Raw genomic sequence first — 24,008 nt, forward strand, 5'->3', positions numbered from 1 at the left:
GTACATGGCTTTGAGCCTTTAAGACTGTACACCATAACAGCGAAAACTGCTGTATTACTGGAGTGGGAGCGTCTCGCTCCCTAGATTTTTAATTATGCAGACATGATATAATCAGCAACGCTCCTTCTAGCTACACCGTCTCCTGTTGAGCAGTCGCTTTCGGTTGAGTTTGGGGTTGGAACTGGAAGAGGGAATAGACCACATTCCGGCGAATCGAAATCATCATCTCTAAGAACAGCTCATAACCCTCACTCTTGTACTCAATCAGAGGATCTTTTTGCCCATAACCGCGCAACCCAACCGACTCTCTTAAGGCATCCATTTGTTGCAAATGCTCCCGCCAGAGGGTGTCAATTTGCTGGAGAATAAAGAACCGTTCCGCTTGACGCATTAACCCCGGTTGAATTTGGTCAACTTCCGCTTCTTTCAAGTCGTAGGCAATGCGGACTTGTTCGTGCAAGAAGGTTTTCATCTCGCTAAAGCTCAGGTCTTCGAGTTGCTGCGGTTGCAGGTCTCGAAGCAGATACACAAACTCCTGCACCTTACTAACGAGTTGCCCTAAATCCCACTCTTCAGCCGGCAATTCTGGATTCACGTAGGCTTCTACAATATCGTCCATCGTCCGTTCCGCATAGGCAATTACCTGTTCCTTCAAGTCTTGCCCTTCCAAGACGCGGCGACGCTCGGCATAAATGGCGCGGCGTTGGTTATTCATCACCTCGTCATATTCAAAGACCTGCTTACGGATATCGTAGTAGTAAGTCTCAACCTTCTTCTGCGCCCCTTCTAGGGAACGGGTGAGCATACCCGACTCGATGGGCATATCTTCCTCTACGCGGAAGGCATTCATCAGACCGGCGACGCGATCGCCCCCAAAAATTCGCAACAAGTTATCCTGTAAGCTCAGGAAAAACTTCGTCGTTCCAGGGTCACCTTGACGACCGGCCCGACCTCGGAGCTGATTATCAATCCGTCGAGAATCATGACGTTCCGTCCCCACCACAAACAACCCACCAAGGGAAATCACCTCCTCATGTTCTCGGTCAGTCCACTCCTCATACTCCGAGCGAATCAGATTAAACACTTCCCGCAATTTTTGCACCACCGGGTCATTCGTCGGCGCTTTTTCCGCCGCTACCGCCACCTTATCCTCCGCCAACAACTCCGGTAAAGAGCGCTCCCCATACTCAGCCACCGCAAAATCAACCACCTCTTTTAACTTCGCTTCCGTACTCGCCGACAACTGGGTAGGGAAAATCTTGGGCGACACCTTCCAGGTTTTCACCTTCTTATCCAAACTAAACCCTTGGGCCGCCTTCCGTTTAGCCATACCGGGCACTTTAGCCATTTTCATTCCCTCATCATCTTCCGGCTTCACAATTCGGGGCATAAAATATTCCCGCAACTTCAACCGGGCCATATAATCGGCATTTCCACCCAAAATAATATCCGTACCCCGTCCTGCCATGTTCGTGGCAATCGTCACTGCTCCTTTGCGTCCCGCCTGAGCCACAATTTCCGACTCCCGCTCCACATTCTCCGGCTTCGCGTTCAGCAACTGATGGGGCACACTCAACTGACTCAACAGATTCGACAACACTTCCGACTTTTCTACACTCGTTGTTCCCACCAAAATCGGCCGCCCCTGGTGATGGAGTTCGGCACAATCTTGGGCCACCGCTTTCCACTTGGCCTCTTCTGTCTTGTACACCACATCCGCCATATCTTTACGTCCCGTAGGCCGGTTGGTGGGGACAATGGTCACCTCTAAGTTATAGATTTTCTCAAATTCCGCTTCCTCCGTTTTTGCCGTCCCCGTCATTCCCGACAGCTTAGGATAGAGCAAAAAGAAATTTTGATAGGTGATGCTCGCCAAGGTCTGGGTTTCCGGCTGAATTTCTACATGCTCCTTGGCTTCAATGGCCTGATGCAGTCCATCACTCCAGCGACGACCGGGCATGACCCGACCGGTAAACTCATCGACAATGACAATTTCATCCTCGCGGACAATATAGTTAACATCTTTAATAAACAACTCCTTAGCCTTAATCGCATTAAACACAAAATGGGCCCAAGGGTCATCCGGGTTAAACAAGTCGGAAACTTTTAAGAATTCTTCAGAGGCAATATACCCTTCATCGGTTAACAGTACATTGCGAGCTTTTTCATCCACTTCATAATGGCCCTGTCCGCTTTCCTCATCTAAGGCCGTCAAGGTTTGGGCTAGTTGAGCGGCTTTAATATACTTCTCGCTGGGCCTATCCACCTGGCCTGAAATAATCAGAGGGGTTCGCGCTTCATCGACTAAAACCGAATCCACTTCGTCAATAATGCAGAAGTTAAATGGCCGCTGGACGACTTCTGCCATGGAGGAAGCCATATTATCGCGCAGATAATCAAATCCAACTTCGGAGTTAGTGGCGTAGGTAATATCACAGCTATAGTTCTTGCGCCGTTCGGAGGGGGCCATACCTTGCTGAATTAAGCCGACGCTCAAGCCCAGGAAGCGATGAACTTGTCCCATCCATTCCGCGTCCCGACGGGCGAGGTAGTCGTTGACGGTAATAATATGAACCCCTTTGCCGCTCAGAGCGTTCAAGTAAGCAGGAAGTGTTGCCACCAGGGTTTTACCTTCCCCGGTTTTCATTTCGGCAATCTGGCCATCGTGGAGAACCATCCCCCCAATCATTTGTACGTCGTAGTGGCGCATTCCTAGGACGCGCTTGGAGGCTTCGCGGACGACGGCGAAGGCTTCGGGAAGGATTTCATCGAGTAATTCGTTCTGCGCTTGCTCAGAACCGGCTTTTTCTAAGCGCTGCTTAAATTCTCCGGTTTTACCCCGCAACTGGTCATCCGATAGACCTTGGATGTCTTCTTCGTAGAGACTAATTTCAGAAACGAAGGGCTGATATTTTTTGAGTTTGCGGGTGTTGGGGTCACCAAACAGGTTTTTCAGCATAATCGATATAACTCTACCAGACGACGCGCGGTGTAAAAGACTTTCCTTATGGTATCACTTCTAAGATGGGTAATGGGTAATGGGTAATCGCTCAATGGAAAAATCAAAGGTTAAAGATTTGGTATGAGAGATTTGAATAGCATAACTCAATCTACTGTAGAGCAATGGTTAACCGACATTGAACGGCTCGATTTGTCGGGGGAACTGCCCAGTTATATTCCTCAATTGGCTAAAGTCGATCCACAACATATGGGTATTTATATACAAAGTTTAGATCGTCCAGGGTATGGATGGGGGGAAAGGGATGTACCGTTGATGAGTGTGATTAAGCCATTTGTTTTGTTGTATGCTTTAGAACAGATGGGTATGGATAAAATCAAGGCAATTGTGGGTCATCTTCCTTCGGATTTTCCTTATAACTCGGTGGAGCAGTTGCAGCTCGATAAGGGATTTCCCCGAAATCCGATGATTAATAGTGGGGCGATCGCACTCTGTTCCCACTTGCCGGGTCTTACTGGTATAGAAAAATGCCAGAAATTCTGTGATTGGCTCAATGATTATGGTCAAACTGGCTTATTTTTGGATGGGCAACTTTTAGCGTCGGTAGAATCTTTACCCAATCGCATCAATCAGAATTTAACGAAAATGCTGGCACAATCGGGTAATTTGGGGAGTTCTGAAGCGGTGGCTTTAGATACCTATCAACGGGTTTGTTGTCTATCCTCAAGTCTGGCAGATTTAGTCAAATTGGGATTAGGATTAATTGACCCGCAAGCCCGCACGAACTCAGAGCATCAACTCTGGGTAACTGAGTTAATCCAAACCTGTGGATTATATGAATATTCCAGGGAATTTTCTCGTTTGGTGGGATTACCGACAAAATCGGGAGTCAGTGGAGTCTTATTGTCCTTAATTCCCCAGCAGGGGGCGATCGCGATTTATAGTCCTCTTCTTGATTCTACGGGAAATTCGGTTGTAGGCATGGCATTATTAAAACAAATAGCTGCTTATTTGCATGATTAAAACTATATATTTTGGGTGTCAATTAAACTTTGGCAAGATTCCCAAGGAGTCTTGACGGCCGCGACAGATGCGGTGACCTCTTGGGATTCGGGTTGATGAGAAACGAGAAAAACTCGATAGAGCGTGCCTCCAATTTCAATAAATTCCCCCATCATAGGAATGCGACTGACTTCAATGAACGTCGATAGGGGCTGACTTTGGGGAGAGTCCTTAAGATACAGACAGATTTGAATTGTGGTGTGTATAGGTCTGCTGGATTCGCTCGATAGAATGGGGGGAGTTGAGTTAGAGGATGTGGCCATAGCTAGGAAAGATTGAAGATAACAGTCAGAATGGGTGATTATAGGAAGGCCTCAACACTGGAGAGGCTTGATTCCGGTTTCAGTTAGATAAGTTTACACTTGTTGGGTGTTAAACAACACACTTATCATGGAAATCAACGGAACATCAGGATTAAAGAAGTGCAGGAACCCAGATTTGATCGATCGCCTTGAGAGAGGGACTCAACCAGATATAATGGTTAAGAATTATAAACCCCTAATGATCGATAGTGGCTATCTGCTGCCATTTTTCCGCAAGCGGACATGAAAAGGTTAAACCCGAACTCCATCGACTCATTATTCCCAATCCTGACGCTTACCCTGCCCTTGGAGGTTTCGATGCTGCGATTAGAGCATATCAGCAAAATTTATTCGACTGGCCAAGTGCTATATGATATCAACTGGGAAGTAAAACCGGGCGATCGCGTGGGTTTAGTCGGGGTCAATGGGGCAGGAAAATCGACGCAGCTTAAGATTATTGCCGGGGAAATTGAGCCGACTTCTGGGGAGGTGATCCGGCCGTCCAATTTGAAGATCGCCTATTTAACCCAGGAATTTGATGTGAATCCTGGGGATACGGTGCGGGAAGAGTTTTGGAAAGTGTTTCATGAAGCGAACCAGGTTCATCATGCGATCGCCGAAATTCAGCATCAAATGCAAACCGCTACCCCAGAAGAGCTAGACATCTTAATCCATAAGCTGGATAAGCAACAACGGCATTTTGAAGCCCTGGATGGTTATGGGTTAGACGCGCAGATCGAGAAGATGTTACCGGAAATGGGATTTGAACCCGATGATGGCGATCGCCTCGTCAGTGCCTTTTCTGGAGGCTGGCAAATGCGGATTCAACTGGGTAAAATCCTCCTACAATCTCCCGATCTACTCCTCCTGGATGAGCCAACCAACCATTTAGACTTAGAAACCATTGAATGGTTAGAAACCTATCTGAAAACCTCCACCCTGCCCATGGTGATCGTCTCCCATGACCGGGAATTTCTCGATCGCCTCTGCACCCAAATCGTAGAAACCGAGCGCGGAGTTTCCACCACCTACCTCGGCAATTATTCCGCTTATCTGGAACAAAAAGCCGAGCAAAAAGCCGCCCAACAGAGTGCCTACGAAAATCAGCAAAAAGAACTCGAAAAACAACAAGCCTATATCGAACGCTTTCGCGCCAGTGCCACCCGCAGCACCCAAGCCAAAAGTCGCGAGAAACAGCTCGACAAAATAGAACGGATCGAAGCGCCTGTCAGTGACCTCAAAACCCTGCATTTCCGCTTTCCTCCTTCCCCCCGCAGTGGTCGGGATGTGGTCAATATCAAGGATTTGACCTATCTGTATGATGAGAAAATCCTGTTTCTGGGGGCATCTCTGGGGATCGAACGGGGCGATCGCATCGCCATTTTAGGGCCCAATGGTTGCGGAAAATCCACCCTACTTAGATTAATGATGGGCTGGGAACATCCAGTTGAAGGGAGCGTCAGCCTAGGAAAACATAACGTTATTCCCGGCTATTTTGAACAAAACCAAGCGGAAGCCTTAGACCTGAAGAAAACTGTCATGGATACCATTCATGATGAAGTCCCCGATTGGACAAATGAGGAAGTGCGTACCCTCTTAGGTCGCTTCTTATTTAGTGGAGCTATGGTTTATAAACAGGTGCAAGCCCTCAGTGGAGGGGAAAAAGCCCGGTTAGCTCTGGCGAAAATGCTCTTACAACCGGCAAACTTGTTAATCTTAGATGAACCGACCAACCATTTAGATATTCCCGCCAAAGAAATGTTGGAGGAAGCCCTTCAACATTATGATGGCACAGCGATCGTTGTCTCCCACGACCGTTATTTTATTTCTCAAGTCGCTAATAAAATTGTAGAAATTCGCGACGGTGAATTTCAAGTGTATCTGGGGAACTACCATTATTATCTCGATAAAATCGCCGAAGAGAAAGAAAAGGCGAAATTAGCGGAAATTGCCAAAGCTAAGGCGGAAAAAGCGGCCGCTAAACGGGAGAAGCAGAAAGCGAAGCAAAAGGCGAGAAAGCAAGCCAAAGCGAATTAATATCCATTCTGAATTATGTGGAACTTTATACCCTATTTGACGCTCCGAAAAGATCCCTCCCAGCCCTTAAGAAAGGGGGAGTGTGAGAAAAGTCCCCCTTCTCAAGGGGGATTGAGGGGGATCGGGCAGTTCGCAAGACAAACCGATCCCCCCCAACCCCCCTTAGAAAGGGGGGAGAGCAAGAAAAGTCTCTCTTGTCAAGGGAGATTTAGGGGGATATTCATCTCTGGCGCGTGTTTAATTCTACCCTTACTTTGGACTCTCCCTAGCCTCGCCCAAATCCCCACAGACGAGCCATCGTTTATTCCCTTACGACCGAATCCAGAACAACTTTGCCCCAAAGAACCCGCTATAGATCGCTTTATTTATCACATCATTGCTCCGGGAGAAACCTTAAACCAGATTGCCGCCAACCATCAATTAATGCCCTCAACTTTAATGGGTCTCAATCGTTCCCTACGCAACGGAGAAGCCCCCGTAGGCACGCAAATTGTCATTCCGCCCTATGATGGGGTATTGGTACGGATTCCAGTGGGTAAAACTTGGCGAGATGTAGCGGAAGCTTACGGAGTGCCGGCCGATGCCCTGTTTGAGGTGAATGGATGTCAGCAGAACCCAGAAATGGTCTTTGTGCCAGGGGTAAACTGGTCTCCCGGTCGTCCATCCAGGGAAACACGAACCCGGCTCTCGGCCTATCCCCTGCCAGAGATTGCCCCCTTACTCAAGGGCTATGGTTGGTATTTAAATCCACAGACCTCTAAACGAGAATTTAGTAGTGGTGTAGATATTCGCGCTCCTATTGGTACTCCTGTGTCGGCGGTGGGGGATGGTATTGTGGCTTATGCTGGCGATCGCGGTTCCTATGGTCAACTGGTGGTCATTAACCATCCAGGAGGACGACAAACCCGTTACGCTCATCTGCAAACCCTTCAAGTTTCCCCCGGTCAAACCGTCCGTCAAGGAGACCGATTGGGAACTGTGGGAACCACGGGAAATCCGACATTTTCAATTCCCCATCTCCATTTTGAAATGCGCTATCGATCGGCTGTGGGTTGGGTGGCTGAAGATCCGGGGTTATATATTCAGGCTTTAGGTCGAAATCTACGGTACTGAATCAAGGCCTGATGGACTCCATTATGGTGTCTGAAACTCCCCTGCCGATGAAGCAGGGGATTGGGCGGATCGATATAGCGCTTTCTGCTTCGCGGACATGAACGCGCTAGGGAATAGGGAAACCCCCCCTGTGTCCCCCCAAGGGGGGAAGGGAATAGGGAATAGGGTTGTAGTACATGGCTTTGAGCCTTTAAGACTGTACACCATAACAGCGCGAAGCGCTGTAACGGGCAATTAATGTAGAAAATGGCGCATTCCGGTGAACGCCATCACAATGCCTAACTCATTGGCTGCGGCGATCGAATCCTTATCGCGCAGACTGCCCCCAGGCTGGACGATCGCCTCAATACCAGCCGCCGCAGCCGTCCGTACTGAGTCGTCAAAGGGGAAGAACGCATCACTACCGAGTATGGCCCCACGAGCCTTTTCTCCTGCCTGTTCTAGGGCGATTTGCGCCGCCCCTACGCGGTTCATTTGACCCGCACCAATCCCGCAGGTCGTTTGATTTTTCGTCACCACGATCGCATTCGATTTCACATGCTTGACCACCTTCCAAGCAAAAAACAGCTCTTCTAACTGTTCTGGAGTCGGTTGTTTTTCCGTCACCACTTGCCACTGATCCGGGGTGCTAATGGTGCGATCGCTCTGTTGCAACAAAAACCCACCGGCAATACTCTTAATCATCACTTCTGGCCCTTGCATCAGATCCGGTAAAACCAACACCCGTAGCTTCGATTTCTTGTGTAAAATCTCCTCAGCCTCCGGATCGCAACCCGGAGCCACCACACATTCTAGGAACATCTTCTTCAACTCCTGGGCCGTAGCTGCATCCAGGGGTTTATTCAGGGCTACAATCCCCCCAAATGCCGAAGTAGAATCCGCCGCTAACGCCTTCTGATAGGCTTCCAGCAAGGTATCCGCCACCGCCAGACCACAGGGATTCGTATGTTTCAAAATAGCCACGGCTGGCTGATCCGTAAACTCGGTAATAATTTGCCGCGCCGCTTCCAAATCCACCAAATTGTTATAGCTCAGTTCCTTACCTTGCAATTGGGTGGCTCCAGACCATCCCTCTTTTCCCGTCCCTGTCTGATACCAAGCCGCGCTCTGGTGGGGATTTTCCCCATAGCGCATGGTTTGCCGCTTCTGGCCCGATAGGCTAAATTCAGGGGGAAGAAGTTCCTCTTGCTGACCGGTTAAATAGGCAGTAATGGCTCGGTCATAAGCCCCAGTATGGGCAAAGGCTTTAATCGCCCGTTCTTTACGAAATTCTGCGGAGGCTTTGCCCCCTTGCTGACGCAGTTCTGTCAAATAAGCATCATAATCACTCGGATCGCAGAGGACAGTTAAATGGGCATAATTTTTAGCCGAAGCTCGCAGGAGCGTGGGGCCGCCAATATCGATATTTTCGATCGCCTCTTCTAAACTCACATCCGGTTTGGCGATCGTCTGTTCAAACGGGTATAAATTCACCACCACCAAATCAATCGGGCGAATCTCATTATCCGCCAACTCCTGAACGTCACTATGGAGATTTCGCCGCGCTAAAATTCCCCCATGAATGCGAGGATGAAGCGTTTTCACCCGGCCGCCTAAAATTTCCGGCGATCCCGTATAGTCAGAAACCTTAGTTACCGTTAAGCCAGACTCTTGTAGGGTTTTCGCTGTCCCTCCACTACTGACTAAATCAAATCCAAATTCTTCCACCAAACTCCGGGCCAGATCCACCAGTCCCGTTTTATCCGATGTGCTAAGAAGGGCGAGAGGAGCCATAATCTACTTGTTCCATGATTGATGCGCCATGTTTAAGGATACAGCAGGGGTTTATTACCAATTAGAAATTAAACCTTAAAATTCTTGCCAGTTGAGAATGGGTTGGAATTCAGGCATGTTTTGTGTTATGATGCTTTAGGTTAAGGGCACGTAGCTCAGTGGATAGAGCACCAGATTCCGGTTCTGGGTGTCGGGGGTTCAAATCCCTCCGTGCTCGTTATTTGAACCTAAACCGACCCTAACAGCCCAGACGCGGAGAGGACAGTCTCAATCTGCAACCTCCAACCAGCATCAGGAAATGGTAGGGGTCGTAAGGCGCAATTTTCGCACCTCGACCTATTGTTTAGTCCAGGTGCTGTATGGCAGATTCCATAAGGCTTTTGCCCCCAAAATTAGTCTTAGCTGGTGTCCGGAAATTGGGTTAGAGTCCTTTGTCCGCACCAGAAACACCTAACCAGTTGGCTCTTTATCCCGAAAGAGACCGGCTTGGGCTAATATTTAACCTCAAGAGGTAACCGGATAAACCCATCCCAATTACACCCAATTGAGCCGGAAATAGGTTAACCTAATAAGTAATATAAATCATAGGAGTCTTCTCATTCAATATACGGTTTAAACGTATTCATGAGAAACAAAGTATTTCTTTAGTATGGCAAGATTTCCATGCAATGAGGTATGCTTTAGGGCTTGGGGTGCGGAACAATCCAAAAAGGGGCAACTAAGATGGGACCTAGTTTAATGGATGAAAATTATCCACCTTCTGGTTTCAAGATAAAAGAACTCAAGAAAAATCTTGGTCAATACCAAGAAACAATTTATCGTTATTTCTTATCGATTGTCAAACAAGAAAGTCCAGAACAAGTTCTGAAAGAATTTAGGCAGTTATTTATTGCTCACCTAGAAGTTAGCAATAAAGCTGTTAATCAAGCCTTGTTTAATCTTGTCTTTGCCAATCAAGAAGAAGAGTTTACCCATACCTTAAAACGGTGTTGTTATATCTTAATTAATAACTGGGAAGCCAGTAGACATCATGAGGCAGTTCAGGATTTAGTCAACAGTTTTGACGATCAAACAATTGGTCGTCCTAGCCATTCTACACCCATCAAGAGATTGAGGAAGTGGACGCTCAATTTTGTCAAGAGCAGCGACTATGAAGAAATCAAACTCTTTTGTGCTAAGTTCGGTGTAGAAGAGCAGAATTGGAGTAATCGCTACACCTCCTATCTGTTAGTTCCCCAATATATTAATATCAAGAACTCTGCTGAACAACGGCAAGCCGCAAAAGTGAGATCCCGTGAACTCAAAGAAAAGTTTAAATTTGATTTAGCGATGTACACTACCCGGTCTCAGCTTACCCATAAACAGGACAGTGAACCGCCTCAAAATCCCACCCAGTTAGGGGACGAGGTATTACATCTAATTAAAACTATTCTTCTTAGACGCGGGCCATACAATTATCTAAATTTAGCTAATATTTTCCTGCAACAAACTCAGGATATTAGTTATCAAGAATTTAAGCAGGCTCTCCAGCGTTATTTGGTGTTTTCTGTAGATGATACGGCCTTTATCCATTTAATCGAAAACAAATTATCGGTTCAGTTAGATCATCTCTATACTGACTATGACGATCTGCCGGTCAATAAAGCTCTACTGCTGAGAACTTGTAACCGCGTTGTTGAATATCTGACCACGGAAGATCGGAAAACTCCCTCAAATTTATTTGTGCTGTGGGTGGCTCAAAATAATCCTCTGACGTTAGTCACCATGATGCTGAAGTTGATTTTGATCAGTAAACCGACTAGAGTTCACCTGGAAGCCAGAATTGCGGATTTAATTCATTACTACAAAGATTATCCAGAAAATGAATGTAAGTGGCTGATTAATTTTATGGAAGTGTTGAACATTGCTTTTGCGATTTATGCGGATAATGTTCAGTACAACTTGGTTCGCATTGACCAAAAAAGCTTGGGTAGTCAGTCTGCATCAAATTTAGATAAATATCAGATTTTTTCACAATTACATATGGATAAACCTGTGGATTTTCTCCATGAACATCAGGAGGATTTTTTGGAGGAAGAGGAGTAATGAGTAAGGAGTGTTTCAGGAAAAAACAGTTTGCCCGTTGACCCATTAATTCTTACTCATTCCTCATTCCTTAACAGCGCAAAGCGCTGTAAGTGGCTCGCGCTAATTCTAGGGCAGTTTGATAAATTTGTCGCCAGGGTAAGTTGTGTTGGCGGGCAAGTTGGGCGCAGTCTTCATATTCGGGTTGTAGATTGGAGAGTTGTTCCCCTTGCCACGCTAATTTAACCTGAACGGAACCATAGGGCGTTTCTAGAGATCGCAGTTCTCGACGTAAAATAGAACGCTCTTGGAGAGTGCGGCGAATGCCTAATGTAGTGGTTTCGCTAAATAATACGGTTTCACAGGCGGTAATTTGAGCGGGTGGACAAATGACGGTTAAGAGTATCCCTAGGCGGGATTTTTTCATGGTGATGGGTTGGGTAAATACATCTAAGGCTCCGGCAGTAAAGAGTCGATCGCCACAATAAGCGATCGCCTGGGGACTGAGGTCATCGATCTGAGTTTCCAGCACCGCGATCTGTTCTAAACCCTGTTGTTCGGTTGGGGAACCCACCCACAAGCGCAGCAAATTGGGTAGGGGTAACTGGGCCGATCCTGCTCCTAGTCCCACCTTCTCTAACCTCATGGAGGGAACTGAACCGAAACTTGTGGCTAATGTAGTGGCGATCGCCGCCCCCGTAGGGGTCACCAACTCCCGCTCAATGCCATTACTGTACACCGGAACCTGGGCCATTTCCCACAACTTCAGCACGGCTGGCGCAGGAACCGGTAAAATCCCATGGGCCGCCTTGACTGTACCTCCTCCCGTGGGCAAAGCCGAACAAAATAGGCGATCGATCCCTAACCACTCCAACCCCAAACAAGTGCCCACAATATCCACCAAAGCATCGGTCGCCCCCACCTCATGGAAATGCACCCGCTCCGGTTCAATGCCATGAACTGCCGCCTCCGCTAAGGCCAAACGGTGAAAAATAGCTAAACTACGCTCTTCCACCCGTGGCGGAAATTTCGCCCCCTGAATCATGTCCACAATTTCCGGTAAATGGCGGCTTCCGTGGTGATGATCCTGATGGTGATGATCGTGATGATCGTGAGGGGAGTGACTCAGATCCACATGCACTTTAGTGCCGACTTGGCCGTGATGGGTGACCGTTTCCTGGCGTAACTGATACTCATCCTCTATTTGTAAGGATTTTAATTGCTCTTGCAGGTATTCTAGAGGAACTCCTCCATCCACCAAAGCTCCCAAACACATATCACCGGCTAAACCGGTGGGACAATCGAGATACCCTATTTTATTCATTCATCTACCCCCAACTTATGGCAATTCTGTATACCCTGCATCCAGAAACACCGCAACAGCGAACCCTCCAAGAGATCAAAGAGGCTCTTCAAGATGGAGCGGTGATGTTATATCCTACCGATACCGTATATGCGATCGGCTGCGATCTGAGTGTTAAATCAGGTATTGAGCGCGTTAGACGGATTAAACAACTCTCTAATGATAAACCGTTAACCTTCCTCTGTTCCTCCCTGTCCAATGTGGCCAGCTATGCCATCGTCAGCGATGTGGCCTATCGAATTATGAAGCGTTTAATTCCTGGCCCCTATACTTTCTTGCTCCCAGCAACCAAGGCGGTTCCCCGGTTGGTGATGTCTCCCAAACGCCGAACAACCGGGATTCGAGTCCCCAATAATCCCATCTGCTTAGGTCTGTTGGAAGCCTTAGAGAATCCTCTGATCTCCACCTCCGCGCACTTAGTGGGGGATGAGGAAATGTCGGCTAGTCCCAGCGCTCCTGAATATACCTCAACCCAAGAACTATTTGACCGTTTGGATAAGCTAGTCGATATCATTATTGATGATGGTTTACCCGTCCAGTCAGACGTTTCCACCGTTTTGGATTTAACGTCAATGGAACCAAAAGTGGTACGTGAAGGTCTGGGATGGGAAGCAGCATCGGATTGGGTGTCCGAGGCTTCTTAGTCTAGAAGATCATCACCCCTAGGGTTGGATGGTCTTCCTAGAGTGTAGGAATCAGGGAATCTCAGAGGCATCTACCCCACACGAGTTTTTTTAGCCACTCCTGCAATTGTCTACTGAGGCATTCTCTAGGGGGTTTGCTGCTCTACCCCCGAATTAGGGAATTGAAAATGGCTTAAAGTCTAGCGTTGACAACGGTTTGGCCGATCGCCCCTTGGGGTGCGATCGCCAAGTCTTCCCCTGCGCTCTTGTTGTGGGGTGGATCTGCCTGATCAAAGAGTGCCACAGCAGCACCCCTTTATTTTCTGAGGGACACCTACAGTCAGAGTATAGACAGCGCGAAGGATTCCACCCGAAACGGTGTCATCACTGGAGTGCATTCAACCCAAAGGAGATTGAAATTATGAATACTAAGTCCAGCCCTTCTGTTACCCTTAAATCCAACCCTTCTTTAACACCTGTTAACTCTTGTGCAACTGCAAGCGCCCAACTTCCGGAGTCTTCTGAGCCGGTGATGGATGTAGAGGCTCTACGAGAGTTGATTAGCAGAGAGCTTCGCAGTGCAATGCAGATTAACTGTCGCTCCATTCATGGGGTAGCTGAACGGATGGCGCGGGAAGTGGAACGCATTTGCCAAAAGAGCGATCGCATTCAAAAATCAGGAATTATCGAATCTTGGCAACGGACTCTAGCCCATAACCGGATTGAGAAATGCCTACAATACTATAAACTCGGCTCCCGTCAGGGGCGCAGTGAACTCCATAGTAATCTGAGTGTGATGGTTTATCGCCATGTGGCTAAAAGTAGCGCTCGCTTAGGATTTAAGGCTCGCTATAGTTTGATTGAAGACTTCATGCAAGGGTTTTATGTGGAAACGCTGAAAGCGTTCCGGCGGGAAAATGATGTGGCGGAAAATTATAGCCCCCGCACCCGCTTAGAGTTAGCTGAGTATATGGGGTTTACGGAACAATATGCCAAACGACGCATTCATTTACCTGGTGGTATTTCCCAACGGTTAATTGTCCTCAGAGCGCAAGGGTTTTCTCGCCGTCAGCCCCAAGAGATGTCCGTGGATATGGAAATGGCCGTAGAATCGGGTAAGACGGAAGAAGCGCAAATGTACAGCCGCGATCCTGCTCTGCATCAAATTCGGGAGAAAATGGTGGCTGGTGCGATCGATCCTTCGGAGTCGGTACTGCGCGATCGCGTGATTCGGGAATTAACTGAATATCTCCAATCTCAGGAACAATTTGATTGTATCGATTACCTGAATCTCAAACTGCAAGATTTTTCTGCTACCGAAATTGATGAAACTTTGGGCTTAACCCCTCGCGAACGGGACTATCTCCAACAACGGTTTAAGTACCATGTAGAGAAATTTTCCCGCTTCCATAACTGGCATTTGGTTCACCAATGGCTGGGAGCGGATCTCGATCAAAATCTGGGGATGGCTCCAGCTCAATGGGAAGATTTCTTTAATCAATTGGCTCCTGAGCAGCAGCAACTGTTCCAACTCAAGCAAGCTGGAGTTGAGGATGCTGAAATTGCTACTGCGATCGGCTGTACTCCCAAACAATTACAAAAGCGCTGGAATAAATTGCTGGAATTGGCTTGGAAGGCTCGTAATCAGGCTAACGCCTAATGGGAACAGCAGGGTCAGGAGATGAGAAAGGGGATCTTGATTTCAGACTGTTCACCTCGAACACTATCCCCTCCCCTTTTTCTCTATGGTAGTATTGAGGATTAAATCTTTATGCATACCATCAACCCACCCTTTTGTTTTATCCCCTTCACACCCGCTCATGGCAGGGAAACTAAAAAATCCTTTATTTCCAGAATCTAAACAAGTACCGCTTGGTTGGGTTCTGATTGTTCCGTTTCTGATCCAGATTTTCGCCGCAGTGGGTTTAACCGGTTGGTTTTCTCTGCGTAATGGTCAAACGGCGGTAGAACAGGTGACGACGCAACTGCGAAATGAACTGACTGCTCGCATTGAGCAACATTTGGACACTTATCTGCAAACGCCTGCTCTGATTAATCAGATTAATGCACAGGCGATCGCCAGCGATCAATTAGCCCTTGGCGATCGAGATGCGGTTCGGACTCATTTATGGCAGCAAATTCAACTGTTTCCTAATATCGCTCAAATTGGATTTTTGACTCCCGGTGGTTCTTTTCAAGCCGTTCAACAGACCTTTACTCCACCAGGGTTTCAGTGGATCGTCAGCGATCCCAATACTCCCGAATCCTTAATACTTTATACTCTAGATTCCCAAGGAAATCCTCAGCAGTCCTCCACTCTGTCATCTTCCGGCGATCCTCGTCAGTCAGAATGGTATCAAGAAGCACTTAAAAAGGACACTCTGGTTTGGACACAGCAGCAAACGTTCGATCCCAGTCAGTCCCCAGAATTAATCCTCAATGCTAGTGAGCCTTTAGATCTCCGGGATCGGGAAATTACAGCCGTTCTAAAAACGAGTCTGAGTCTATCTCGAATTAGCGAGTTTTTACAAGGGCTACAAATTGGGCGATCGGGACAAACCTTTATTATGGATAGTCAAGGCTATTTAATTGCCAGCTCCTTATCAGAGCGATCGCCCCAAAATCCTACCGAAACCCCCTTTCCCATTCCCGCACAACAGAGTCCCAATGCTCTAATTCGATTAACCACCCAATCCCTACACTCTGAATTTGGGAATATTGAAAGCCTCAATCAATCTCAGCAACTCAGTTTTTTATTTAAACATCAACGGCACTTTGTCCAAGTGACTCCCATCGAGCAAAACCAAGGACTCGATTGGTTTATTGTCGTAATCATCCCCGATTCAGACTTTATGGGGGTCATCTATGAAAATATCCGCAATACCATTTTACTCTGTTTTGTTGCTCTGCTAGTGGCCGCTATTTTAGGATTAGTTACAGCTCGTTGGATCTCTAAACCCATTCTCAAATTAATTCAAGCCTTAGAGTCCATTTCTGCCGGGAACTTAGATCAAACCCTCGATTGGCAAGAATCACGGTTACCTAAAATTTATGAACTGGAAATTTTATCCCGCTCCTTTAATCAAATGGCAGCTCGGTTTCAGCGCTCCTATGAAGAACTAGAAATTCGGGTAGAATTGCGGACATTTGAACTCAAAGAAGCCAAAGAAGCCGCCGATGCTGCCAACTCGGCCAAAAGCGAATTTTTAGCCAACATGAGCCATGAGTTACGCACCCCCCTAAATGGAATTCTCGGATATACTCAAATCCTCAAACGATCCCAAAACATCCCTGAAAAAGAACAAGATGGAATTGCAATTATTCATCAATGTGCAACACACTTACTTACCCTGATTAATGATATTTTAGATCTGTCTAAAATTGAAGCTAGAAAACTAGAAATTCATCCCTCTGACATGAATTTTAGGACATTTCTAGAAGGAGTCGCTGAAATTTGTCGAATTCGGGCCGATCAAAAAGGAATTCACTTCAACTATATTCCCGATCCCGATTTACCCAATAGCATCCATGGAGATGAAAAACGTATTCGGCAAGTTTTAATTAATTTATTGGGCAATGGGATTAAGTTTACGGATACAGGAGAAGTCTCATTTGAAATAAAAAGTATAGAAAAGATCCAGCAAGGAGAGCAGACCCTTCATAAAATTCGCTTTAAAATTCAAGATAGTGGCATCGGTATTCCCTCAGAAAAACTCGATGCAATTTTCCTTCCCTTTGAACAAGTAGGAGAAGTTTCTAGACAGGCGGCTGGAACAGGTTTAGGATTAGCCATTAGTCAAAAAATTGTGGCTATGATGGGCAGTGAAATTCAAGTAGAGAGTGAAGTCGGTCAAGGGAGTTTATTCTTTTTTGATTTAGAGTTACCAGAGGTGTTACAATACCAAGAAGAAACAATGACTCTGCCCACTGAAGAAATCATTGGCTTTGAAGGACTAGAAAGTGCAAAAATCATGGTTGTTGACGATCATTGGGAAAATCCATCCATCATTAAAAATCTTCTAGAACCGATGGGATTTACAGTCGCACAAGCCAATCAGGGTCAAGAAGCTCTAGACTTACTGCCTGTATTTACCCCAGATTTGATCATTACAGATTTAGAAATGCCGATCATGGATGGTATTGAGTTAATCAAAGCTGTGAGATCCCATCAAGAGTGGCAACATTTACCCATTATTGTTTCTTCTGGGCGCGTTTTTGAAGCCGATCGCAACCGCTCTTTAGAAGTGGGAGCCAATGCATTTTTACCCAAACCATTAGATACGAATCGTCTCCTAGAACAAATTCAAATTTGCTTAAATCTGCAATGGATTACACAACAGTCATCAGTAGAAAATCTGGCCGTTCCTATTGCTTCGGATGCTTCTGAAACTCTGTTAGTCCCCGATCGGGAAAACTTGGCTGAATTATATCGCTTGGCAATGGAAGGAAATTTGAAAAAAATCCAAAAGAAAGTCAACTCACTGGCCGAAGCCGATCCAAATCTTAGTCCATTCTCCGAGCAAGTGAATCGACTGGCAAAAAGTTTTAAGGAAAAAGAACTGCTGGAATTAATTGAAACTCATTATCAGAGCCTCAGAGGAGAAAACCATGAGCTATAGCGATCCTGAATCGAATGTTATTTTAATTGTTGATGATAATCCCAACAACTTAGCAGTCTTATCCGATTTTTTGGATGAATCTGGATTTGAAGTGAGGGTAGCTAGAGACGGAGAAAGTGCTTTAGAAAAGGTCAACTATGCTCCTCCGGATTTAATCTTGTTAGATGTGATGATGCCAGGAATTGATGGATTTGAAGCTTGCAAACGTCTGAAGTCGAATCCAGATACTGAAGAAATTCCGATTATTTTCATGACGGCTTTATCTGACACCGTGGATAAAGTTAAAGGTCTGGAATTGGGGGCAGTCGATTATATTACTAAGCCCTTTTCCCAAGAAGAGGTTCTCGCTAGGGTTAGGCTACATTTGAGGCTGAGAAAGATGGCTAAAAAGTTAGCGAAACAAAACCAGATTCTTAAGCAAGAAATAGAAGAAAAGAATCGAGCTGAGGCAGCCTTACAAGCCTTGACTCAAGAATTAGAACAACGGGTGAGCGATCGCACGGCTGAGTTGCAACAGGCAATGACGGATTTACAAGATACTCAGGTGCAGTTGGTACAAAATGAGAAAATGTCTACGTTGGGTCAATTGGTGGCGGGTGTAGCCCATGAAATCAATAATCCGGTGGGATTTATTATGGGAAATTTAAGCCATGCACAGGAGTATATTCAGGATATTATTGAACATCTGAGCTTGTATCAAACCCATTATCCGGAACCCGATCCCGAAATTCAGGATCATTATGAAGATATCGAACTGGATTTTTTGCTCAAGGATTTGCCGGATTTAATTTCGTCGATGCACGAAGGGACGGATCGGATTCGGAATATTAGTCAGTCTTTGCGGACATTTTCGCGATCGGATACAACCAGTAAGGTGAACAGTAATATTCATGAGGGGATTGATAGCACGCTGCTGATTCTCAAACATCGATTAAAAGCGACGGAGGAGCGCCCGGCGATCGCCATCATCAAAGAATATGGAGAGATCCCCGAAATTCCCTGCTATCCGGGGCAACTGAACCAGGTGTTTATGAATTTGCTGGCTAATGCCATTGATGCCTTAGACGAGTCAAATCAGGGGCGCAGTTTCCAGGAGATTGAAGCCCATCCCAACCAAATTACCATCAAAACTGAATTGTCCCCTGCCCAAACGGAAGCGATCATTAGCATTGCCGATAATGGTAAAGGGATTCCTGAAGACATCCAAAGTAAAATCTTCGACCATCTCTATACGACCAAAGCCTCTGGACATGGCACGGGTTTAGGGCTATCGATTAGTCGGCAGATTGTGGAAGAAAAGCATGGGGGTAAAATTAGTTGCCATTCAGGGAGCGCGACGGAGTTTGATTGTGGCTCGGTCTTTACGATTACTTTACCCCTCAAGTAAACGGATGCCTTGGCTAACGCAATGTCATGTAGAATTAGAATACTTATAGTGAATTTTGTCTTAATTAGATTATTAGATTAATAAAGTTGTGTGTTTCGTCATTGACAAATTTTGCAATCTGTTGGTAAAAAATCGTGATTGAACAGCAGTTATATCAAGACGGGATCAAAAAAGCGAGTCAAAAAGATTATGAGGGAGCGATCGCCGCTTTCACTGAAGTGATCGCTCTCAATCCAGATTGGTCTGATCCTTACTACCAAAGGGGTTTAGCCTACTTCGACCTGGGGCAAATCTATCCAGCTATCTCCGATTATAGCCAAGCTCTAGAGCGCGATCGCTACCATAGTCAAGCCTACTATGCCCGCGCCCTAGCCCGAATCAGCCTCAAAAACCTCCCTGGAACCCTAGAAGACATCAATTGGGTGATTCAGCTCAAACCCGAATTTGCGGCTGCCTATCAACTGCGAGGCACTGTAGAGCGCAAACGGGGTAACCTGCAAAGTGCGATCGCCAACTTCAAACAAGCCGCCCACCTGTATTTAGACCAAAAAGACAAAGAAAACGCCAGTCGTTGTCTCGATCTAATTCAACAACTCAAACCCAAAGACCACACCCCAAAACCTACCACCCCATCGCCATCTTTAATTACTCAATCTGACTTTTACCAAAACCTAATTAACAAAGCCCAACAGGGAAAACCCCAAGAAGCCAAAGAAGAATTAAACTGGATCTTAAAAACCGATCCAAATGACGCTCGCGCCTATGGTTGTCGTGGAATTATTGAGTGTCAACTAGGCAACTATCAAAACGCCATATCTGATTTTAACCGCGCTCTTTCCCTAAACTTCAAAGACCCTATTATTTACCGCAACCGAGGCAGAGCGCGTGCCCAAATTAGCGATCATTTAGGAGCCATTGAAGACTTTAATCAAGCCTTAAATAATGAAAGCAACGATCCCCTCATTTACCTCGCCAGAGGAGACGCTTATCGCCTCACCAGTAACTACGCCCAAGCCATCCAAGACTATACCACTGCCCTCAAACTTGACCCCAACAATGGCACAGCCTATTATAGCCGAGGTCTTACCCATGCTTGCTTAGAAGAAATGAAAGAAGCCATTGAGGACTATCAACGGGCAGCCAGTAAATTTTGTGAACAAGAAAAATGGTCAGACTACAATCAGGCGATCTCCCAATTGAAGAAACTGCAAAAAGCCGTCCCCCAAAGTAACACCATTCAACTCGAATCCCTATTACGTCAGCGACTTTTACGCCTCGTCGGAGGACATTGGGAAATCGCCCAACGGTTGATCGATCAAGCCAAACAAGACTATCCCGGAATGGCTCAAGAATGGTATCTCGAAAAAGTCATTACCGATTTAGAACAAAGGTGATACAGCGCTACGCGCTATATTGTGCCCTGTTCCTGCCCACCTTACTGCTTCTTTTGAAATCTTCTAGGACAAGTTGATATTTTCGTTCATTCTCTCACCCACACTTGAACCGGTAATCACTTCGTGAACCTGTAACTGCCCCAGTAAACCCATTGCTTGTTCTAGAGCTTTTCCACGGGTTTCTGGTTGATGTTCAGCCGGAATTCGCTCCAGTAACTTCAAGCGTTGTAGCCGTTGTTTCACATCTCCTGTCGCGCCTACCACAAACACCCAACGGCGTTGATTTAAAGTCTCATTGACCATATTTTCGATCGCCAAAGAAGCGGTAACTCCTAACAACGGCACATCCTCTAGATCCAAAATTAATACATCATAGTCTTCTACCATTCCCATTCGTTGGGAAATGGACTTAGCCGCCCCAAAACTCATCGGCCCCCCTAAACGCAATAACAGAATTCTGCCCTGTGCATCCTGTAATACTTTCCGTTCCCACTCCGTTAATGGTAAATGATGATTGCCATGATGTCCGGTAGTAGCTTGCACATCCTGTTGTTGCAAATCGCTTAACTTTTTCACCGTTAATAGATTAGCGACAAATACCCCGACTGCTACGGCCGTAATCAGATCGACAAAGACTGTTAGAAACAGCACGATATACATTAAACCCGTGGCTTTAACCGATAATTTATGGGCCCGTTTGAGAAAACTCCAATCAATAATGTCAATGCCCACCTTAATTAAAATTCCTGCCAAGACTGTATGGGGAATCGTTGCGGTTAAGGGCCCTGCACCAAACAAAATCACCATTAACACTAACCCATGGATAATGCCAGAAAGGGGGGTTTTTCCTCCCGCTTGTACATTAATCACGGTTCGCATAGTAGCCCCAGCACCGGGTAAACCCCCCAAAAATCCGGAGGCCATGTTGCCAATCCCTTGACCGATTAACTCGCGATCGGAATCATGTTCAGTACGGGTAATATTATCGGCTACCAAAGAAGTGAGCAAAGAATCAATCGATCCGAGTGTGGCTAAAATTAGCCCATAACCCACCATATCCTTTAAGTCTTGCAAGCGAAAGTGGGGAAAATGAAGGCTAGGTAGTCCGCTCGGAATTTCGCCAATACGAGGAATCTGAGTTCCTTCTGGGAAAAAGAGGGACACTGAAGTACACACAATTAAGGCGAGTAGGGGAGAGGGAATGACTCGATTAACTCGCTTAGGATTTAAAAATACGATCGCCAAGGTGAGTAATCCTAACCCTGTGGCTTCTGGATCGGCATTTTGGAAGAAATACCCAAAGTTTTCCACCGCTTCAATCACGTTGGCTGAATTGGGATGACCCAATAGGGGGCCGACTTCAATCAGGATAATGATTACCCCAATACCAGACATGAAGCCAGAGATCACCGTGTAGGGAATCAAGGTGATATATTGTCCCAGTTTCAGCACTCCAAACAGGATTTGTAAGGCTCCACCGAGCATAATGACGGTAAAGCTCATGGCTAGACCGGTGTCTGGATATTTGGCAATCAGTGCTGTAAATACACTGGCCATGACTACGGTCATTGGCCCCGTGGGGCCCGAAATTTGTGAGGGAGTCCCCCCACACAGGGCTGCCAACAGGCCGATGCAAACTGCACCATAGAGACCGGCGATCGCCCCTGCACCAGAGGAGACCCCAAAGGCTAGAGCCAGAGGAAGGGCAACAATGGCGGCCGTAATCCCGCCAAAGAGGTCACCTCGCAGGTTCTTAAACGTAATCTGATTAATCAGTTGCATAGCTTAGGTTGGAGACAATAGGGAAAATTGGCGATCTATATAGTTAATGGGTAATAGTTAATGGGTAATGGGTAATGGGTAATGGGTAATGGGTAATAATAACCAGTTACAGTTATACAGAAAGTTGGCTTTGCTATGAGTGAATTATGAGCGTCAGGAGCGATCTTATCCATTAAATAAACATTAAAAATACCCCCAATAAGTAAATACTTTGGGGGAGAGGTTAATAGATATTTGATCCTAGGCTCTTGAAAAATTACTGAGTGGGAAAGACTCCTGGACGAACAGTTAACGGCAAGGACTGGTCTCCCCGACGAATTAATACCTTCAAAGGACTACCCACCTGGGTATTTTGTACTGCTTCTTGAATTTCTGTGGCTTCTTTCATCGGTTTGCCATCAATCTCGATAATCACATCTCCAGCCCGAAGTCCAGCTTGGGCCGCTGGAGATTGGGGCATCACTTGCACAATTAAAACGCCCTGATCTGCGGAGAGATTAAAGCCACTGTTGGGATTTTGATTAATATCTTTCTGTAGATCGGAGGTTAAGGTGACCATCTGAATGCCGAGGAATGGATGGTCTACTTGTCCTTTGGTGACGAGTTGATCGGCAATATTTTGGGCTGTATTGATGGGAATAGAAAAGCCTAAACCTTGGGCCCCTTGAATGATAGCGGTATTGATGCCAATCACTTCCCCATTTTGGTTGAGGAGGGGGCCGCCGGAATTACCGGGGTTAATAGCGGCATCGGTTTGAATAAAGCTGACTCGTTTATCGGGAATCCCTACTTGGGCGCTAGAGCGACCGGTGGCGCTGATAATGCCTACGGTAACAGTGTTGTCTAAACCGAGGGGGTTGCCAATAGCGATCGCCCATTCACCCGGTTGTAAGGTATCGGAATTTCCCAATCTTACCGTGGGCAGATTTTCCCCGTCAATCTTAACCACTGCCACATCGGTTACCGGATCTGTGCCTAAAACTTTTCCTTCTAACGTGCGGCCATCTTTCAGGGTCACATCTACGGTATCTGTGCCCTCAATGACATGGGCATTGGTTAAAATTACACCCTCTTTATTAATGATAAATCCAGAACCCGACCCCTTAACTTCTCGCTCTTGGGGCATGGGGGTAGCGCCACCAAAGAAGCGCCGGAAAAAGGGATCGTTGAACACATCTGGCACTTGTTGGGTGACAATTCGGGAAGCATCAATGCGAACCACAGCCGGCCCCACATTTTGCACCACCTGACTGACAAAACTCCCCTCACTGGAGGGGACTAGGGGCGCAGTTGGAGTTGAAGGGAGCGCCGAGATGGTATTAGAAGCTTGTTGAGTCGCAGGAGATGAATGGGGCGATCGCGATAAAACCTGAGTCCCTGCTAAGGTTAGGGTACTGCCAAAGAGCATCAGGGTGATATAGATCAGGGGTTGTTTCCAGGGGGCTGGAGTGACAGGCTTATCGGATGGATGGGAATTGGTCATGGGTTACACTCTGGCGATATCAGGTTAAGTCAATGCTGACTGTTTAG

General features: G+C 46.5%; 15 protein-coding genes and 1 tRNA gene. 10 read left to right on the forward strand and 6 right to left on the reverse strand.

Annotated features, from left to right (window positions below):
• Nucleotides 1–130: 130 nt before the first annotated feature.
• Entirely contained in the window at nucleotides 131–2,959 is a 2,829-nt protein-coding gene (gene secA, locus PMG25_RS12360; protein ID WP_283767210.1) for a preprotein translocase subunit SecA, read from the reverse strand.
• Between the two features lie 123 nt (nucleotides 2,960–3,082).
• Here secA and PMG25_RS12365 point away from each other — a divergent pair, with 123 nt between their 5' ends.
• Nucleotides 3,083–3,982: a glutaminase gene (locus PMG25_RS12365; protein WP_283767211.1), complete on the forward strand. Its 900-nt coding sequence runs from the start codon at nucleotides 3,083–3,085 to the stop codon at nucleotides 3,980–3,982.
• Between the two features lie 2 nt (nucleotides 3,983–3,984).
• Here the strand turns inward: PMG25_RS12365 and PMG25_RS12370 are convergent, their stop codons facing one another.
• Nucleotides 3,985–4,284, reverse strand: coding sequence for a hypothetical protein (locus tag PMG25_RS12370; RefSeq protein WP_283767212.1), 300 nt, complete (start codon nucleotides 4,282–4,284; stop codon nucleotides 3,985–3,987).
• A gap of 357 nt (nucleotides 4,285–4,641) precedes the next feature.
• Here PMG25_RS12370 and PMG25_RS12375 point away from each other — a divergent pair, with 357 nt between their 5' ends.
• Nucleotides 4,642–6,360 (forward strand): ABC-F family ATP-binding cassette domain-containing protein, encoded by a 1,719-nt coding sequence (locus tag PMG25_RS12375; RefSeq protein WP_283767213.1) that lies wholly within the window; start codon nucleotides 4,642–4,644, stop codon nucleotides 6,358–6,360.
• A gap of 15 nt (nucleotides 6,361–6,375) precedes the next feature.
• A complete protein-coding gene (locus tag PMG25_RS12380; RefSeq protein ID WP_283767214.1) occupies nucleotides 6,376–7,473 on the forward strand; it encodes a peptidoglycan DD-metalloendopeptidase family protein in 1,098 nt (365 codons plus the stop codon).
• 234 nt (nucleotides 7,474–7,707) lie between these two features.
• Here the strand turns inward: PMG25_RS12380 and purH are convergent, their stop codons facing one another.
• Complete coding sequence (gene purH / locus PMG25_RS12385) at nucleotides 7,708–9,246, reverse strand: bifunctional phosphoribosylaminoimidazolecarboxamide formyltransferase/IMP cyclohydrolase (RefSeq protein ID WP_283767215.1); 1,539 nt, start codon at nucleotides 9,244–9,246, stop codon at nucleotides 7,708–7,710.
• A 144-nt stretch (nucleotides 9,247–9,390) separates the two neighbouring features.
• On the opposite strand from purH, the gene PMG25_RS12390 reads away from it, so the two are divergent.
• Together PMG25_RS12390 and PMG25_RS12395 are read left to right on the forward strand one after the other, a co-directional pair.
• A tRNA-Arg gene (locus tag PMG25_RS12390) sits at nucleotides 9,391–9,463 on the forward strand.
• Nucleotides 9,464–9,969: 506 nt separating this feature from the next.
• Nucleotides 9,970–11,331 (forward strand): hypothetical protein, encoded by a 1,362-nt coding sequence (locus tag PMG25_RS12395; RefSeq protein ID WP_283767216.1) that lies wholly within the window; start codon nucleotides 9,970–9,972, stop codon nucleotides 11,329–11,331.
• A 70-nt stretch (nucleotides 11,332–11,401) separates the two neighbouring features.
• Here PMG25_RS12395 and larC read toward each other — a convergent pair whose 3' ends face one another.
• Nucleotides 11,402–12,634: a nickel pincer cofactor biosynthesis protein LarC gene (larC, locus tag PMG25_RS12400; RefSeq protein ID WP_283767217.1), complete on the reverse strand. Its 1,233-nt coding sequence runs from the start codon at nucleotides 12,632–12,634 to the stop codon at nucleotides 11,402–11,404.
• Between the two features lie 17 nt (nucleotides 12,635–12,651).
• On the opposite strand from larC, the gene PMG25_RS12405 reads away from it, so the two are divergent.
• The 5 genes from PMG25_RS12405 to PMG25_RS12425 all read left to right on the forward strand — a co-directional run bounded on the left by PMG25_RS12405 (nucleotide 12,652) and on the right by PMG25_RS12425 (nucleotide 20,696).
• Nucleotides 12,652–13,317, forward strand: a complete 666-nt coding sequence (locus PMG25_RS12405) for an L-threonylcarbamoyladenylate synthase (protein ID WP_283767218.1) — start codon at nucleotides 12,652–12,654, stop codon at nucleotides 13,315–13,317.
• Nucleotides 13,318–13,717: 400 nt separating this feature from the next.
• Nucleotides 13,718–14,956, forward strand: coding sequence for a HetZ-related protein (locus tag PMG25_RS12410; RefSeq protein WP_283767219.1), 1,239 nt, complete (start codon nucleotides 13,718–13,720; stop codon nucleotides 14,954–14,956).
• Between the two features lie 160 nt (nucleotides 14,957–15,116).
• Nucleotides 15,117–17,915: a hybrid sensor histidine kinase/response regulator gene (locus PMG25_RS12415; protein WP_283767220.1), complete on the forward strand. Its 2,799-nt coding sequence runs from the start codon at nucleotides 15,117–15,119 to the stop codon at nucleotides 17,913–17,915.
• Entirely contained in the window at nucleotides 17,905–19,302 is a 1,398-nt protein-coding gene (locus tag PMG25_RS12420; RefSeq protein ID WP_283767221.1) for a hybrid sensor histidine kinase/response regulator, read from the forward strand. The genes PMG25_RS12415 and PMG25_RS12420 overlap by 11 nt, the downstream gene beginning before the upstream one ends.
• Before the next feature lie 134 nt (nucleotides 19,303–19,436).
• Complete coding sequence (locus PMG25_RS12425) at nucleotides 19,437–20,696, forward strand: tetratricopeptide repeat protein (RefSeq protein WP_283767222.1); 1,260 nt, start codon at nucleotides 19,437–19,439, stop codon at nucleotides 20,694–20,696.
• Nucleotides 20,697–20,759: 63 nt separating this feature from the next.
• Here PMG25_RS12425 and PMG25_RS12430 read toward each other — a convergent pair whose 3' ends face one another.
• Complete coding sequence (locus PMG25_RS12430) at nucleotides 20,760–22,478, reverse strand: SulP family inorganic anion transporter (protein WP_283767223.1); 1,719 nt, start codon at nucleotides 22,476–22,478, stop codon at nucleotides 20,760–20,762.
• A gap of 256 nt (nucleotides 22,479–22,734) precedes the next feature.
• A complete protein-coding gene (locus PMG25_RS12435; RefSeq protein WP_283767224.1) occupies nucleotides 22,735–23,961 on the reverse strand; it encodes an HhoA/HhoB/HtrA family serine endopeptidase in 1,227 nt (408 codons plus the stop codon).
• Nucleotides 23,962–24,008 lie beyond the last annotated feature (47 nt).

It is taken from the genome of Roseofilum capinflatum BLCC-M114, assembly GCF_030068505.1.
GTDB classification, from domain to species: Bacteria; Cyanobacteriota; Cyanobacteriia; order Cyanobacteriales; family Desertifilaceae; genus Roseofilum; species Roseofilum capinflatum.

Excerpts from the sequence above, each read along its gene's own strand:
- purH (WP_283767215.1), bottom strand. The coding sequence starts at position 9,246 with ATGGCTCCTCTCGCCCTTCTTAGCACATCGGATAAAACGGGACTGGTG.
- PMG25_RS12380 (WP_283767214.1), top strand. The coding sequence starts at position 6,376 with ATGTGGAACTTTATACCCTATTTGACGCTCCGAAAAGATCCCTCCCAG.
- PMG25_RS12410 (WP_283767219.1), top strand. The coding sequence starts at position 13,718 with ATGAATACTAAGTCCAGCCCTTCTGTTACCCTTAAATCCAACCCTTCT.
- PMG25_RS12420 (WP_283767221.1), top strand. The coding sequence starts at position 17,905 with ATGAGCTATAGCGATCCTGAATCGAATGTTATTTTAATTGTTGATGAT.
- larC (WP_283767217.1), bottom strand. The coding sequence starts at position 12,634 with ATGAATAAAATAGGGTATCTCGATTGTCCCACCGGTTTAGCCGGTGAT.
- PMG25_RS12375 (WP_283767213.1), top strand. The coding sequence starts at position 4,642 with ATGCTGCGATTAGAGCATATCAGCAAAATTTATTCGACTGGCCAAGTG.
- PMG25_RS12415 (WP_283767220.1), top strand. The coding sequence starts at position 15,117 with ATGGCAGGGAAACTAAAAAATCCTTTATTTCCAGAATCTAAACAAGTA.
- secA (WP_283767210.1), bottom strand. The coding sequence starts at position 2,959 with ATGCTGAAAAACCTGTTTGGTGACCCCAACACCCGCAAACTCAAAAAA.
- PMG25_RS12405 (WP_283767218.1), top strand. The coding sequence starts at position 12,652 with ATGGCAATTCTGTATACCCTGCATCCAGAAACACCGCAACAGCGAACC.
- PMG25_RS12365 (WP_283767211.1), top strand. The coding sequence starts at position 3,083 with ATGAGAGATTTGAATAGCATAACTCAATCTACTGTAGAGCAATGGTTA.
- PMG25_RS12430 (WP_283767223.1), bottom strand. The coding sequence starts at position 22,478 with ATGCAACTGATTAATCAGATTACGTTTAAGAACCTGCGAGGTGACCTC.
- PMG25_RS12395 (WP_283767216.1), top strand. The coding sequence starts at position 9,970 with ATGGGACCTAGTTTAATGGATGAAAATTATCCACCTTCTGGTTTCAAG.
- PMG25_RS12370 (WP_283767212.1), bottom strand. The coding sequence starts at position 4,284 with ATGGCCACATCCTCTAACTCAACTCCCCCCATTCTATCGAGCGAATCC.
- PMG25_RS12435 (WP_283767224.1), bottom strand. The coding sequence starts at position 23,961 with ATGACCAATTCCCATCCATCCGATAAGCCTGTCACTCCAGCCCCCTGG.